The sequence below is a fragment of the Streptomyces sp. BK022 genome (assembly GCF_004217355.1).
Taxonomy (GTDB): Bacteria; Actinomycetota; Actinomycetes; order Streptomycetales; family Streptomycetaceae; genus Streptomyces; species Streptomyces griseoluteus.
In genome coordinates, this window is the sequence record NZ_SHKU01000002.1 from 1 (window position 1) to 12,070 (window position 12,070).

A 12,070-nucleotide genomic window follows, 5' to 3' on the forward strand; every position below is an offset into this window, starting at 1 on the left:
GGTTGATAGGCCAGATATGGAAGCCTGGTAACGGGTGGAGTTGACTGGTACTAATAGGCCGAGGGCTTGTCCTCAGTTGCTCGCGTCCACTGTGTTGGTTCTGAAACCACGAACAGCCTCATGTGCCACACATGACGGTTTGATTGTTTCATAGTGTTTCGGTGGTCATAGCGTGAGGGAAACGCCCGGTTACATTCCGAACCCGGAAGCTAAGCCTCACAGCGCCGATGGTACTGCAGGGGGGACCCTGTGGGAGAGTAGGACGCCGCCGAACTAATTTTGAGGGAGACCCCCGCACCTTTTGGTGCGGGGGTTTTCTGCGTTCCGGGTCATTTAGGGTCGGAGATATGCGCTACGACCTCATCCTCTTCGACAACGACGGCGTCCTCGTGGACAGTGAACCCATCTCCAACCGGCATCTCGCCGCCTATCTGACCGAGCTGGGACACCCGACGACCTATGAGGAGTCCCTCCGGGACTACATGGGCTCGGCCATGCACCGCGTGCACGACATCGTGCTGGAGCGGACCGGGGAGAGGCTGCCCGGGGACTTCGACGACGTCTTCCACGCAAGGGTGTTTGCGGCGTTCGAGGAGGAGCTGCGGCCCGTGGCCGGCGTCGAAGGGGTGCTGGAGAAGCTGACCGCCGGCGGGGTGCCCTACTGCGTGGCCTCTTCCGGGAGTCATGAGCGGATCAGGGTCGGGCACCGGGTTACCGGGCTGGACCGCTGGTTCGACGACGACCGTATCTTCAGCTCGCAGGACGTCGGCCGGGGCAAGCCCGCTCCCGACCTGTTCCTGTACGCGGCCGAGCGGATGGGGGTCGCCCCCGAGCGGTGCCTCGTGGTGGAGGACTCCCCGCTGGGCGTACAGGCGGCCGTGGCGGCCGGGATGGACGTGTACGGGTTCACCGGGATGACCCCTGCCGAAAAGCTGGCGGACGCCACTCAACTCTTCTCCACCATGGGTGAGTTGGCTGACCTGCTGGTGTGACCGTGGCCACCGGGCGGACCTGACGGATGTCATGCCGACCTCTGGACGTTCGTTCCTGTCGGCCGGGCCCCCTCGGCCGCCAAGCTGAGGGCATGACGAAGAACACGGGGAACCAGGGCCGGGGCGGCCGACGCCAGGACCAGCACCGCCCGCCGAGCGCGCTGGAGAACTTCGAGCCGCTCCTCATCGACGTGGCGCTGCCGCTCGGCTCGTACTACGTCTTCAAGGAAGCCTTCGGGATGAGCACGTTCGCCGCGCTCGCCTGGAGCAGTGTCGGGCCCGCGCTGCGGACGGTGTGGAGCCTGGTGCGGAAGCGGTCGGCCAATGGGCTCGCGCTGCTCATCCTGACCGTGAACGTGGTCGGCCTGGCGCTCAGTTTCGTCTCCGGGGACCCGCGGCTGATGCTCGCCAAGGACGGGGCGGTCAGCAGTACGGTCGCCCTCGGCATCCTGGTCTCCGTGGCGCTGGGGCGGCCGATGATGACCGAGGGGATGAAGCCGTTCCTGGTGAAGGGGGACCCCGCCAGGGAGGGGGCCTGGCAGCGGCTCACCGCGGGGACGGTCGCCGGGTCCGCCGGCTTCCGGCGCAAGGAGCGGGTGTTCTCCCTGGTGTGGGGGGTGGCACTGTTCGTCGAGTGCGTGGCCCGGGTGGTGGGGGCCTACACCGTGCCGGTCGACACCATGGTGTGGCTCGGTGGGGTGCTGATGGCCGTGGTGATGGTGGGGACCTTCGTGGTGAGCGGCGCGGTCGCGGTCGTCCCGATGGAGTGCCTGCTGAGCGAGGAGGCCGCCGCGGAACGCGGTGATGCCACGAAGCCCGCCGAGCCGGCCGAGGACAGCCGTGGCGAGCTCGCCGCCGCAGCCTGACGCGACCCGGACCGGCCGAAGATGAGCACAACTCATCTTTGGCCGGATCTGTTCAGCGCACCATCCGGGGCCCTACGCTCGCCGCCATGACTGACGTGCTGCGGCGGGGCAGGGCCTCGCTGGCGTTCGGTTTCTTCGTGCAGGGCGTCGCCTTCGCCCTGCTGGTGACGCGCATCCCGGCCATGCAGGACCGGTACGGGGTGTCCGACGGGCTGTTGCCGGTGTTCCTGGCGGCCGTGCCGATCCTGGCCGGGGTCGGCAGCGTGACGACCGAGCGGCTGGTGCGCCGGGTGCGGCCCAGCCGGCTGCTGCGCTGGTCCCAGCCGGTGGTGCTGCTGGCGCTGCTCGGCGTCGGTGCCGGGGACCAGGTGGCCGAGCTGGCGGTCGTCCTGGGGGTGTTCGGGCTGTCCGTGGGGATGCTGGACGCCTCCATGAACATGCTCGGGGTGAGCCTGCAGCGGGCGTACGGGCGCAGCATCATGCTCAGTTTCCACGCGGCGTACAGCCTGGGCGGAATCCTCGGGGCGTCGCTCGCCTGGGTGGGCGCGCACGAGGAGTTGGCGCTGTGGGTGTCGTATCTGCCGGTCGTGGTCGTGCTGTTGCCGGCCGTGCTGGTGGGGAGCCGCTGGTACGTCGACGGCGAGGCGGAGCCGGCGGAGGGGGGCGAGGCCAGGGGGGTCGCCTTCCGGTTGCTGCTGCCGCTGTGCCTGGTGATGACGTTCGCGTACATCGGGGACTCGACGGTCAGCAACTGGAGCGCGAAGTACGTCAAGGACGTCCTGGGCGGGTCGGAGCAGTTGGCGACCGTTCCCTACAACGTGTACATGGTGACCACGCTGGTGGGGCGGGCCGTCGGGGATCTCGGGGTGCGGCGGTTCGGGGCCGTGGCGGTGGTGCGGCTGGGGGCGCTGGTGGCGGCCTGCGGGTTCGCGGTGGTGGCGGTGGCGCCGGGGGCGTGGGTGGGGATGCTCGGGTTCACCCTGCTGGGGATCGGGCTGTGCGTGCTGGTGCCGCAGACGTTCGCGGCGGCGGGACGGCACGCTTTTGAAGGACACGGCCGGGGGGCGTCGGACGCGGCGGTGGCCCGGCTCAACATCTTCAACTACGTCGGTTTCCTGGTCGGTTCGCCGTTGGTGGGGGCGCTCGGGGACGCCTGGAGCTACCGGGGCGCGATGCTCGTACCGATGGCACTCGTGCTGGTGACGACGGTGTACGCCCGGTCGTTCGCGTCCGGGGGCGACCGATACGGTGGCGGGCATGAGCGGCCGCGCACAGTTGATGTGGGACGAGGCAGTAACGGGCTATGACTTCGGCCCGGACCATCCGATGGCTCCGGTGCGGCTGGAGCTGACCCGGAAGCTGGTGGCGGCTCTCGGCCTGGACCGGGAGCTGGAGATCGTCGCGGCCAAGCCGGCCGGGGAGTCGACGCTGCGGCTGGTGCACCGGCAGGACTACATCGACGCGGTGCGGACCGCGTCGGCCGACCCGCGCGCGGCGGACGGGTCGTACGGTCTGGGGACGGTCGACGATCCGGCGTTCGCCGGGATGCACGAGGTGTCCGCGCTGATCGCGGGGCAGTCGGTGGCGGCGGCCGAGGCGGTGTGGCGGGGGGACGCGGACCACGCGGTGAACTTCGCGGGCGGGCTGCACCACGCGATGCCGGGCGGGGCGTCCGGGTTCTGTGTGTACAACGACGCCGCGCTGGCCATCGCCCGGCTGCTGGAGCTGGGCGTGGAGCGGGTCGCCTACGTGGACGTGGACGTGCACCACGGGGACGGGGTGCAGGCGGCGTTCTGGGAGGACCCCAGGGTGCTCACCGTCTCGCTGCACGAGCATCCCCGGACCCTTTTCCCGGCGACCGGGTGGCCGCAGGAGACCGGTGCGGGCGCGGGGGAGGGGGCGGCGGTGAACGTGGCGCTGCCCGCCGGGACCGGGGACGCCGGGTGGCTGCGGGCGTTCCACGCGGTGGTCCCGGAGCTGCTGGCGGAGTTCCGGCCGCAGGTGCTGGTGTCGCAGCACGGGGCGGACACGCACTTCGAGGACCCGCTCGCGCATCTCGCGGTCTCGCTCGACGCGCAGCGGGCGGTGCAGCTGGCCTGCCACGAGCTGGCGCACACCTACGCGGACGGCAAGTGGCTGGCGCTGGGCGGTGGCGGGTACGCGGTGGTCGACGTGGTGCCGAGGTCCTGGACGCATCTCGTGGGCATCGCGGCCGGGCGTGAGATCGCGCCGGAGACGGTGATCCCCGAGGGCTGGCGGCAGGAAGCGTACGCGCGCACCCGGCAGTTGGGGCCGCAGCGGATGACCGACGGGCGCTCGCCGGTGAGCTGGGCGTCCTGGGAGTCGGGGTACGACCCGGCCGACCGGCTCGATCAGGCGGTCCTGGCCACCCGGCGCTCGGCGTTCCCGCTGCGGGGTCTGCTGGCCTGAGCGGGGCGTGGCGAGTAATCGTTACGCCAACCGTGCGGTCTTTCCCGGTTCCCCCTCCGGCCGTCGGCCCGATGGGCCACGATCGCACCCGTGTTGGACACCGGTGCCCTGCGCGCGCACCTGCTCGCCGCCCGTCTCGCCGGGGAGGTCGCCACCGCGCGGGAGGACAGCCTCCGCAACTACCGGCTGTTCGCCGCTCGCGACCCCCGCGCGCTGATCGGGATCGATCCCGAACGGTCCTGGGGGCAGCGGGAACTGCTCGGTCTGATGGCGGACCGGTGCGGCGTCTCGGCCGATCCGCTGCATACTTCGGGCCGGGACGTGATCGACCCGGAGCGGACGCTGGCCGCGCTGGACGCCTTCGCGCTGGCGATCGCCGGCGCGGCCCGGCGGGGGGTGCCGGTGCTGTTCGGTACCGGGCACCCGCGGCAGCTCCTGGGGTTCTACGCCGCCCTCGCGGACGCGGTGTCGGCGGCGGGATGTGAGATTCTCACCCCCGCGCAGGGTCGCTGTGTCGACATATTGACCCGGTTCGGTCTACGTACGCACCACCTCGACTACGTACGAGGGGTTGCCCTGGTGCGGGAACCGGCGAGCGGGCGCCGGGGTGGTGAGCCGGGTGCGCACAGCCATTCCCCGCTCCCGGTTCGGCTCGCGCTGGCGGCCGCCGCGGAGTCCGGCGGCCCCCTTCCCGGGCTGGTGGTCGGAGATCACGGATGGGTCTGCGGCGCAGGTCAGTTGGGGTTCGAGGCGATCGGCCTGGCCGACTCCGACGACCCCGCGCCCTTCGTCGGCGAGGCCGAGGGAACGGTGTCCGTGGTCGTTCCGCTTGACGACGCCGTACGGTCTGGTCACTACCGCCCGCTCACCCGCTACGTACTCAAACGAGCGTGTCTGTCACAGTAGGCCGCCGATGGGGACACCTCTTCCCCATTCGCATCACCCGCCCCTAGTCTGGGGAGTGAGCACGCAACGACGAAGAGTCACCGGAAGGGGAAGCCGGTGGCCGTCGAGTGCGGAAGGTTCAGGTGTGTCATGGCTGGTGCAGGCGAGAGGCCGTTGAACGAGGTCCAGTTCCTCACCGTGGCGGAAGTCGCCTCGGTGATGCGAGTGTCCAAGATGACCGTGTACCGCCTGGTGCACAGCGGTCATCTGCCCGCGATCCGGGTGGGGCGGTCCTTCCGCGTCCCCGAGCAAGCGGTTCACGAGTACCTCCGGGAGAGCTACGTGGGGGTGGAAACGGCCTGACGGCGGTCCGGAAGATCCCGGAACAAGCCCTCGATTACGACCTCGGCGCTCGGGCGGGTAGGCTGACCCCTCGTAGGTCGTATGGGCCCATGGCGCCCAGCAACCGAGTCATGAGAAGTGAGCGAGGGTAGTCGTGGGCTCTGTTATCAAGAAGCGGCGTAAGCGGATGGCCAAGAAGAAGCACCGCAAGCTGCTCAAGCGCACGCGCGTTCAGCGCCGCAACAAGAAGTAAGCGGCACCGCGCGAAGACGCGTTCCCGGTGGCCCCCCGTCCGACAAGGACGGGGGGCCACCGGCATGTCCGGGTCACCTCCCGGTGACAGTGACCCGATAGGTTGGCCGCACACGGGGAACGCGGACGAGGACGCGGTCCTCGTGCGCGCTCCCGCGAGGTCGGAAGAGAGGCGCTGGTCTTGGGAAAGGTCGTGCTCGTCACCGGAGCCGCCCGGCAGCTCGGCGGCCGGTTCGTGCGGCGCGTCCAGCGGGACCCGGAAGTCGACCGGGTGATCGCCCTGGACGCCGTACCGCCCGCGCACGACCTCGGCGGGGCGGAGTTCATCCAGGCCGACATCCGGCAGCCGACCGTCGCCCGGGTGCTCGCGGAGACCGGTGCCGACACGGTCGTCCACATGGACGTGACCGGCACCGCCCTGGCCGGCGGCAGCCGGGCCACGGTCAAGGAGACCAACGTCATCGGCACCATGCAGCTGCTCGGCGCGTGCCAGAAGTCGCCCGCCGTCAGGCGGCTGGTGGTGAAGTCCAGCACCAACGTCTACGGCTCCGCGCCGCGCGACCCGGCCGTCTTCACCGAGACCACCCCCGCCAAGTCGCTGCCCAGCGGCGGCTTCGCCAAGGACGCCGTCGAGGTCGAGGGCTACGTACGCGGGTTCGCCCGGCGCCGCCCCGACGTCGCGGTGTGCGTGCTGCGGTTCGCCAACATCCTCGGGCCCACCCCGGACACCCCCCTCGCCTCCTATTTTGCGCTGCCCGTGCTGCCGACCGTGCTGGGCTACGACCCCCGGCTGCAGTTCGTGCACGAGGACGACGTGATCGAGGTGCTGCGGATCGCCTCGCACGAGCCGCGCCGGGGCACCCTCAACAGCGGCACCTTCAACATCGCCGGCGACGGGGTGCTGCTGCTCTCGCAAGTCTCGCGCCGGCTCGGCCGGCCCACCGTGCCGCTGCTGCTGCCCGCGGTCACCTGGGCCGGGTCGCTGGTGCGTACGCTCGGTATGACGGACTTCTCACCCGAGCAGATCCGGCTGCTCACCCACGGCCGGGTGGTCGACACCGGCCAGATGCGCGACACCCTCGGGTTCGTGCCCACGTACACGACGGCGGAGGCGTTCGCGGACTTCGCGCGCGGACAGGGTCCCGGGCTGCTGCCGCCCGAGACGCTCGCGGAGGCCGTCGACCGGGTCGCCGTGCTGACCGCCGGGAGCGGCGCCCGTGTTCCGCAGCCCGGCGCCAACTGAGGAGCGGCAACGATGGCGGACGCCAAGGTCATTCCGTTCGACGACGACCGGTCCCGCGGGGGCGCGGGGCAGCGGCCGCAGCGCCGCCGGAGCACGGGCGGCCGGCCCGGCGCGGTCCAGCCGCTGCCCACCAGAGGGGACGCCCGTGACGAGAAGCCCCCGGCCGAGGAGCGCGCGCGGGAGGCGGCCGACGCCCTGGAGCAGCGCGTCGCCCGCGGCCTCGCCTTCCTGCGCCGCCGGCTCACCGGGGACTACGAGGTCGACGACTTCGGGTACGACGAGGAGCTGACCGACCAGGTCCTGATGTCCCTGCTGCGCCCGGTGTACGAGAAGTACTTCCGGGTCGAGGTGAAGGGCATCGAGAACATCCCGGCCGAGGGCGGGGCACTGATCGTCGCCAACCACTCCGGGACGCTGCCGCTGGACGGGCTGATGATGCAGGTCGCCGTGCACGACCGGCATCCGGCCGGCCGGCATCTGCGGCTGCTCGCGGCCGACCTGGTGTTCGTGCTGCCGGTCGTCAACGAGCTGGCCCGCAAGCTCGGTCACACCCTCGCCTGCGCCGAGGACGCCGAACGGCTGCTGGGCCAGGGCGAGCTGGTCGGGGTGATGCCGGAGGGGTTCAAGGGGATCGGGAAGCCGTTCGGGGAGCGGTACAAGCTCCAGCGGTTCGGGCGGGGCGGGTTCGTCTCCACCGCGCTCAGGCAGGGGGTGCCGATCATCCCGTGCTCGATCGTCGGCGCCGAGGAGATCTACCCGATGATCGGCAACGCCAAGACGCTGGCGCGGCTGCTGGGCTTCCCGTACTTCCCGCTGACGCCGACCTTCCCCTGGCTCGGGCCGCTCGGGGCGATCCCGCTGCCGACGAAGTGGACCATCCAGTTCGGCGAGCCGATCCGGACGGACGGGTACCCGCCGGAGGCGGCCGAGGACCCGATGCTGATGTTCAACCTCACCGACCAGGTGCGCGAGCAGATCCAGCACACGCTGTACAAGCTGCTGGTGCAGCGGCGTTCGGTGTTCTTCTGAGCTCCGGCTGAGGCAATGACAACGGGGCGCCCCTGCTCGGAAAGGGGCGCCCCGCTGTCGTACGCGCTACTCGGCGTCCTTGCTGTCGATGCCCAGGCCGGGCAGGAGACCCGGCAGGAGCGGCGGCAGGGTGACGTCCGGCTTGCCCGACGGGCCGGACGACTTGCCCTCGGACGGCGAACCGCCCTCGGAGCCACCGGCCTTCGGCGGGTCCAGCAGACCGCCGGTGTTGCCGCCGAGGAGTCCGTCGCCGCTGTCGCCGGTGGCGGAGCCGCTCGGGGTGCCGGGGCTGCTGTCCCGGTCCTTGCCCGCCGGGGGGGAGCCACCGGTGCTCGGGGAGCCGGACCGGTGGCCGCTCGCGGGGCCGGACGGGGCCACGCCGGGACGCCCGCCGCCGTGACCCTCGTCGCCCTTGGTGGCGGGCGGCTTGGGCAGCAGGGACTCCAGCGGGGCGACCTCTTCGTCTATGGCGTCGAAGACGGAGGACACCTCGTCCTTCACATCGCCGAGCTGGACCGGGAGCCGGTCGCTCAGCGTGCTCCAGACCTCGCGGTGGGAGCGGGAGAAGGCGGAGAGGGCCTGGATCGGGCCGAGGGAGTCCGGGTCCGCCTCATAGGCCGCGTGCAGCAGGCGGTGGCCTTCGGTGACGTCGTTGCGCATGCCGGAGAGGGTGCGGCGGATCTCGCCGATGGACTCGTGGTCCAGTCGGCCGCTCCGGTCGCGCTCCATCAGCCTGCGGGCCTCGTTCAGCCGGGTGGAGGCGTGGTCCAGGTACGCCTGGCCGCGCTCCCCGTCGCCCTCGCTGAGGTAGTTGAGCTGGAAGTCCTCGATGCCGCGCTTCAGTCCGTACAGCGAATCGCCGGGCAGGGCCTCGGAGCTGGCGGCGGCCACTCCGCCGAAAGCACCGGCGGCCACGCCCACGCTGAGTCCGCCCGCGGTGAGCCCCTTGGCCAGCCGGGACCTGGGCCGCAGCTTGCTCAGCGGGCTGGCCCGGTGCGCGCCCCGGCCGGGGGAACGCTGCTCGGGTACCGACGCCGGAGCCGCTCCGCCCAGCACGCCCTCCTGGACCATGGCCTCCATCGCGGCCACCAACTGGGCCCGCTGGACGACCTTGACCTCGGGGTCGAGCTGGGGCCTGGGCAGCTCACCGAGTCCTTCCGCCAGGGCCAGCAGCTCGCCCTGATCGGATCTGTTCTCGGCGGGCGGTGGTTCCGCCCGGGGTGCGTGCTCGGCCGCCGTGTCCCGGTCGGACTGCTCCTCCAGGGCCTGGGCGAAGGCGTTCGCCCGCCGGTGCGCCGATACGTTCGCAATCACTGGCGGCACCTCCTCTCGTCATGACGGTCGACTCACAGGGAGCCTGTATCCCGCACAACGAGCGGCTCGGCACTTGGGTTACGGACGACGGGCCGTCGGATCGCAAAACCAACTCACTTTCACCAAGCGTGAGTTGGGGGTCGCTCTGCGTCGCGGGGCGGGCGGTCTCAGCGGGCGTCTTCCGGGAGGAGCCGGGCGAGCGTGCGCACGGCCCGGTACTGGAGGGTCTTGATGGCCCCCTCGTTCTTGCCCATCACCCGCGCGGTCTCGGCGACCGACAGGCCCTGGAGGAAGCGGAGCGTCACGCACTCCTGCTGCTGGGGGTTGAGCCGGCGCACCGCGTCCAGCAGCGCGGCGTTGGAGAGCGACTCCAGGACGGAGTCCTCGGGGGAGCGCGCGACCTCGTTGGCGTCGAGCATCTCGCCGGTGGTGACCTCCAGCCGGAAGCGGCTGGACTTGAAGTGGTCGGCGACCAGGTTGCGGGCGATCGTCACCAGCCAGGCGCCGAAGTCGCGGCCCTGCCAGGTGAAGGTGCCGATCCGGCGCAGGGCGCGCAGGAAGGTCTCGCTCGTCAGGTCCTCGGCCGTGGCCTTGCCGCCGACCCGGTAGTAGATGTACCGGTACACGGTGTCGCTGTACTGGTCGTAGAGGCGGCCGAACGCGTCCGCCTCACCTGCCTGGGCGCGTTCGACCAGGTCCATCATGCGGGCGCTGTCACTGTCCGCGGCCGGCCGGCGGGCGGCGGGCGCGCCCGTGGAGCGGGCTCGTCTGCCGACGGCCGCGCCGCGTTCGGCCAGTGCGTAGCACGGACCGAGGGGCGCGGCGCCGGCGCCGGCGAAGGCGGGGACGGTGTGCGCGGTGGGGACGAGGCCGCGCAGCGTGTCTTTGACCGTTGCGACAGTTGCGCGCAGCGTAGCCAGGCCCGAGGCGTCAACCCCGACGTGTGGGTACACGGGACTCCCAGAGGCAGAGCTTCCATCACGTGCAGTACGGGCCCTTTCACCCGTCGTAGCGACGGAGGGGTACCGGTTTGCGTCTGAGGAGAATAACGCTTCGTGTAGACCCTGCTACACCCAGTTGCTCAAATCGTCGATTAGGTCGCCTGTGTTAGCGATTGACGACCTTTCAACTTACGGAATGTGATCGCTTGTTGATCGAAACTGGGCTGATTTCTGTGAAAGCTGGGGCGTGTTCGAAGACCGGATGCATACTTCGGGCGCGCGGGAGCCGCGGCCGGATCAGCGCCGGCGGCGGCTGAGCGCGATCGCCGCGGCCGTGCCGCCCGCCACCGCGCCGACCCCGGCGGCCGCCGGGATGCCGACCTTGGCGGCCTTGCGGCCGGTGCGGTAGTCGCGCAGCCGCCAGTCCTTGTCGCGGGCGTGCCGGCGCAGCTTGGTGTCCGGGTTGATCGCGTAGGGGTGGCCGACCAGGGAGAGCATCGGGATGTCGTTGTGGCTGTCGCTGTACGCGGCGCAGCGGGAGAGGTCCAGTCCCTCGGCGGCGGCCAGCGCCCGTACCGCCTCCGCCTTGGCCGGGCCGTGCAGCGGCTCGCCGACCAGGCGGCCGGTGTAGACGCCGTCGACGGACTCCGCGACCGTGCCGAGCGCGCCGGTGAGGCCGAGGCGGCGGGCGATGACCTGGGCGATCTCCACCGGGGCCGCCGTCACCAGCCAGACCTTCTGGCCGGCGTCCAGGTGGGCCTGGGCGAGCGCGCGGGTGCCGGGCCAGATGCGGTCGGCCATGTACTCGTCGTAGATCTCCTCGCCGATCGTCTCCAGCTCGGCCACGCGGTGGCCCTTGACGATGGAGAGCGCCGAGTCGCGGGCCTCCTGCATGTGCTCGGGGTCCTCGACCCCGGCCAGCCGGAACCACGCCTGCTGCCAGGCGAACCGGGCCAGCTCGCGGGTCTCGAAGAACTTCCGCTTGTACAGACCGCGCCCGAAGTGGAAGAGCGCGGCGCCCTGCATCACGGTGTTGTCGAGGTCGAAGAAGGCGGCGGCGCGGTCGTCGCCGAGCACGGGGAACTCCGGTTCCCGCTCGGCGCCCGCGGGTTCCGGGTGTTCCTGCGAGGACTTGCGGGCGGCCTCCGCGGAAGCCTCGCCTGCCAACACGCTCCGCGCCGTGGCGGAGCGCCTACGGGGGGTGAGCCATCCAAGAGCGGCCATGGCGTGAGCATAGCCAGTCCGTTCGGCGGTTCCGGAGCCGAGAGGTTCGGAGTCTGTGAACTCCGGGCATACGTATCGCTCCGGGCAAGGGCCGGGGCGGGGGCGCGGGGCGGGACAATGACCCGTATGAGTCCCCTCTTCCGGCGCAAGGCCGCCCCCCAGGAGCGGTTGGTCACCCTGATCCGCAAGCCCGGCTGTCATCTGTGTGACGACGCGCAGGCCGTGATCGAGAAGGTCTGCGGCGAACTCGGCGTGCCCTGGGAGGGGCGGGACATCACCGAGGACCGCGCGCTGCACGACCAGTACTGGGAGCAGATCCCGGTCGTGCTGGTCGACGGCGAGCAGCACACCTTCTGGCGGGTGGACGCGGGACGGCTGCGCCGCGCGCTGACCGGGTGACGGACGGCGCACCAGGGGCCGTCGGGGGCGCGAGACGCGGTGAGTGTGTAGCTTTGCCCCCAGGTAGGGCCCCGCAACGGGCATGCGTGACCCCGGTCACGTTGGCCGGGCAAATCGGACACCATCTTTGTGCACACGTTCACAAAGACATAG

The 12,070-nt window shown here is 71.1% G+C and carries 13 protein-coding genes and 1 rRNA gene; 11 read left to right on the plus strand and 3 right to left on the minus strand.

Annotation, left to right across the window (positions count from 1 at the left end):
• Positions 1-157 precede the first annotated feature (157 nt).
• The 10 genes from rrf (at position 158) to EV284_RS06005 (ending at position 8,039) form a co-directional block, all read left to right on the plus strand.
• Positions 158-274: ribosomal RNA gene (gene rrf / locus EV284_RS05960) — 5S ribosomal RNA — on the plus strand.
• A gap of 73 nt (positions 275-347) precedes the next feature.
• Positions 348-992, plus strand: coding sequence for an HAD family hydrolase (locus EV284_RS05965; RefSeq protein ID WP_130331159.1), 645 nt, complete (start codon positions 348-350; stop codon positions 990-992).
• 92 nt (positions 993-1,084) lie between these two features.
• Positions 1,085-1,858, plus strand: a complete 774-nt coding sequence (locus tag EV284_RS05970) for a VC0807 family protein (protein WP_130331161.1) — start codon at positions 1,085-1,087, stop codon at positions 1,856-1,858.
• Positions 1,859-1,896: 38 nt separating this feature from the next.
• The gene (locus EV284_RS05975; RefSeq protein WP_130331163.1) at positions 1,897-3,165 is read left to right on the plus strand and encodes an MFS transporter; all 1,269 of its coding nucleotides are present in this window, start codon (positions 1,897-1,899) and stop codon (positions 3,163-3,165) included.
• Positions 3,116-4,288 carry an acetoin utilization protein AcuC gene (locus tag EV284_RS05980; protein WP_130331165.1) on the plus strand — a complete coding sequence of 391 codons (1,173 nt, stop codon included), beginning with the start codon at positions 3,116-3,118 and terminating at the stop codon, positions 4,286-4,288. Before EV284_RS05975 ends, EV284_RS05980 begins: the two co-directional genes overlap by 50 nt.
• A gap of 90 nt (positions 4,289-4,378) precedes the next feature.
• Entirely contained in the window at positions 4,379-5,194 is an 816-nt protein-coding gene (locus EV284_RS05985; RefSeq protein ID WP_130331167.1) for a phosphatase, read from the plus strand.
• A 129-nt stretch (positions 5,195-5,323) separates the two neighbouring features.
• On the plus strand, positions 5,324-5,536 hold the full coding sequence (locus EV284_RS05990; RefSeq protein WP_051781202.1) for a helix-turn-helix domain-containing protein: 213 nt from the start codon (positions 5,324-5,326) through the stop codon (positions 5,534-5,536).
• A 133-nt stretch (positions 5,537-5,669) separates the two neighbouring features.
• Positions 5,670-5,768 (plus strand): AURKAIP1/COX24 domain-containing protein, encoded by a 99-nt coding sequence (locus tag EV284_RS05995; protein WP_003948845.1) that lies wholly within the window; start codon positions 5,670-5,672, stop codon positions 5,766-5,768.
• A 180-nt stretch (positions 5,769-5,948) separates the two neighbouring features.
• Entirely contained in the window at positions 5,949-7,010 is a 1,062-nt protein-coding gene (locus EV284_RS06000) for an NAD-dependent epimerase/dehydratase family protein (RefSeq protein WP_130331169.1), read from the plus strand.
• A gap of 12 nt (positions 7,011-7,022) precedes the next feature.
• On the plus strand, positions 7,023-8,039 hold the full coding sequence (locus EV284_RS06005; protein ID WP_130331171.1) for a lysophospholipid acyltransferase family protein: 1,017 nt from the start codon (positions 7,023-7,025) through the stop codon (positions 8,037-8,039).
• A gap of 66 nt (positions 8,040-8,105) precedes the next feature.
• On the opposite strand, the gene EV284_RS06010 is transcribed toward EV284_RS06005, so the two are convergent.
• The 3 genes from EV284_RS06010 to EV284_RS06020 all read right to left on the minus strand — a co-directional run bounded on the left by EV284_RS06010 (position 8,106) and on the right by EV284_RS06020 (position 11,518).
• Positions 8,106-9,353 (minus strand): DUF5667 domain-containing protein, encoded by a 1,248-nt coding sequence (locus EV284_RS06010; RefSeq protein ID WP_130331173.1) that lies wholly within the window; start codon positions 9,351-9,353, stop codon positions 8,106-8,108.
• A 167-nt stretch (positions 9,354-9,520) separates the two neighbouring features.
• Positions 9,521-10,306: an ECF subfamily RNA polymerase sigma factor, BldN family gene (locus EV284_RS06015; protein WP_130331175.1), complete on the minus strand. Its 786-nt coding sequence runs from the start codon at positions 10,304-10,306 to the stop codon at positions 9,521-9,523.
• A gap of 285 nt (positions 10,307-10,591) precedes the next feature.
• Positions 10,592-11,518 carry an HAD-IB family hydrolase gene (locus EV284_RS06020; RefSeq protein ID WP_078858561.1) on the minus strand — a complete coding sequence of 309 codons (927 nt, stop codon included), beginning with the start codon at positions 11,516-11,518 and terminating at the stop codon, positions 10,592-10,594.
• 117 nt (positions 11,519-11,635) lie between these two features.
• Here EV284_RS06020 and EV284_RS06025 point away from each other — a divergent pair, with 117 nt between their 5' ends.
• Entirely contained in the window at positions 11,636-11,917 is a 282-nt protein-coding gene (locus tag EV284_RS06025) for a glutaredoxin family protein (RefSeq protein WP_207228951.1), read from the plus strand.
• Positions 11,918-12,070 lie beyond the last annotated feature (153 nt).

What these genes read in the sequence shown, in the direction of transcription:
- EV284_RS06005 (WP_130331171.1), top strand. Translation starts at nt 7,023, where the DNA reads ATGGCGGACGCCAAGGTCATTCCGTTCGACGACGACCGGTCCCGCGGG.
- EV284_RS05970 (WP_130331161.1), top strand. Translation starts at nt 1,085, where the DNA reads ATGACGAAGAACACGGGGAACCAGGGCCGGGGCGGCCGACGCCAGGAC.
- EV284_RS05990 (WP_051781202.1), top strand. Translation starts at nt 5,324, where the DNA reads ATGGCTGGTGCAGGCGAGAGGCCGTTGAACGAGGTCCAGTTCCTCACC.
- EV284_RS05965 (WP_130331159.1), top strand. Translation starts at nt 348, where the DNA reads ATGCGCTACGACCTCATCCTCTTCGACAACGACGGCGTCCTCGTGGAC.
- EV284_RS06025 (WP_207228951.1), top strand. Translation starts at nt 11,636, where the DNA reads ATGACCCGTATGAGTCCCCTCTTCCGGCGCAAGGCCGCCCCCCAGGAG.
- EV284_RS06020 (WP_078858561.1), bottom strand. Translation starts at nt 11,518, where the DNA reads ATGGCCGCTCTTGGATGGCTCACCCCCCGTAGGCGCTCCGCCACGGCG.
- EV284_RS05980 (WP_130331165.1), top strand. Translation starts at nt 3,116, where the DNA reads ATGAGCGGCCGCGCACAGTTGATGTGGGACGAGGCAGTAACGGGCTAT.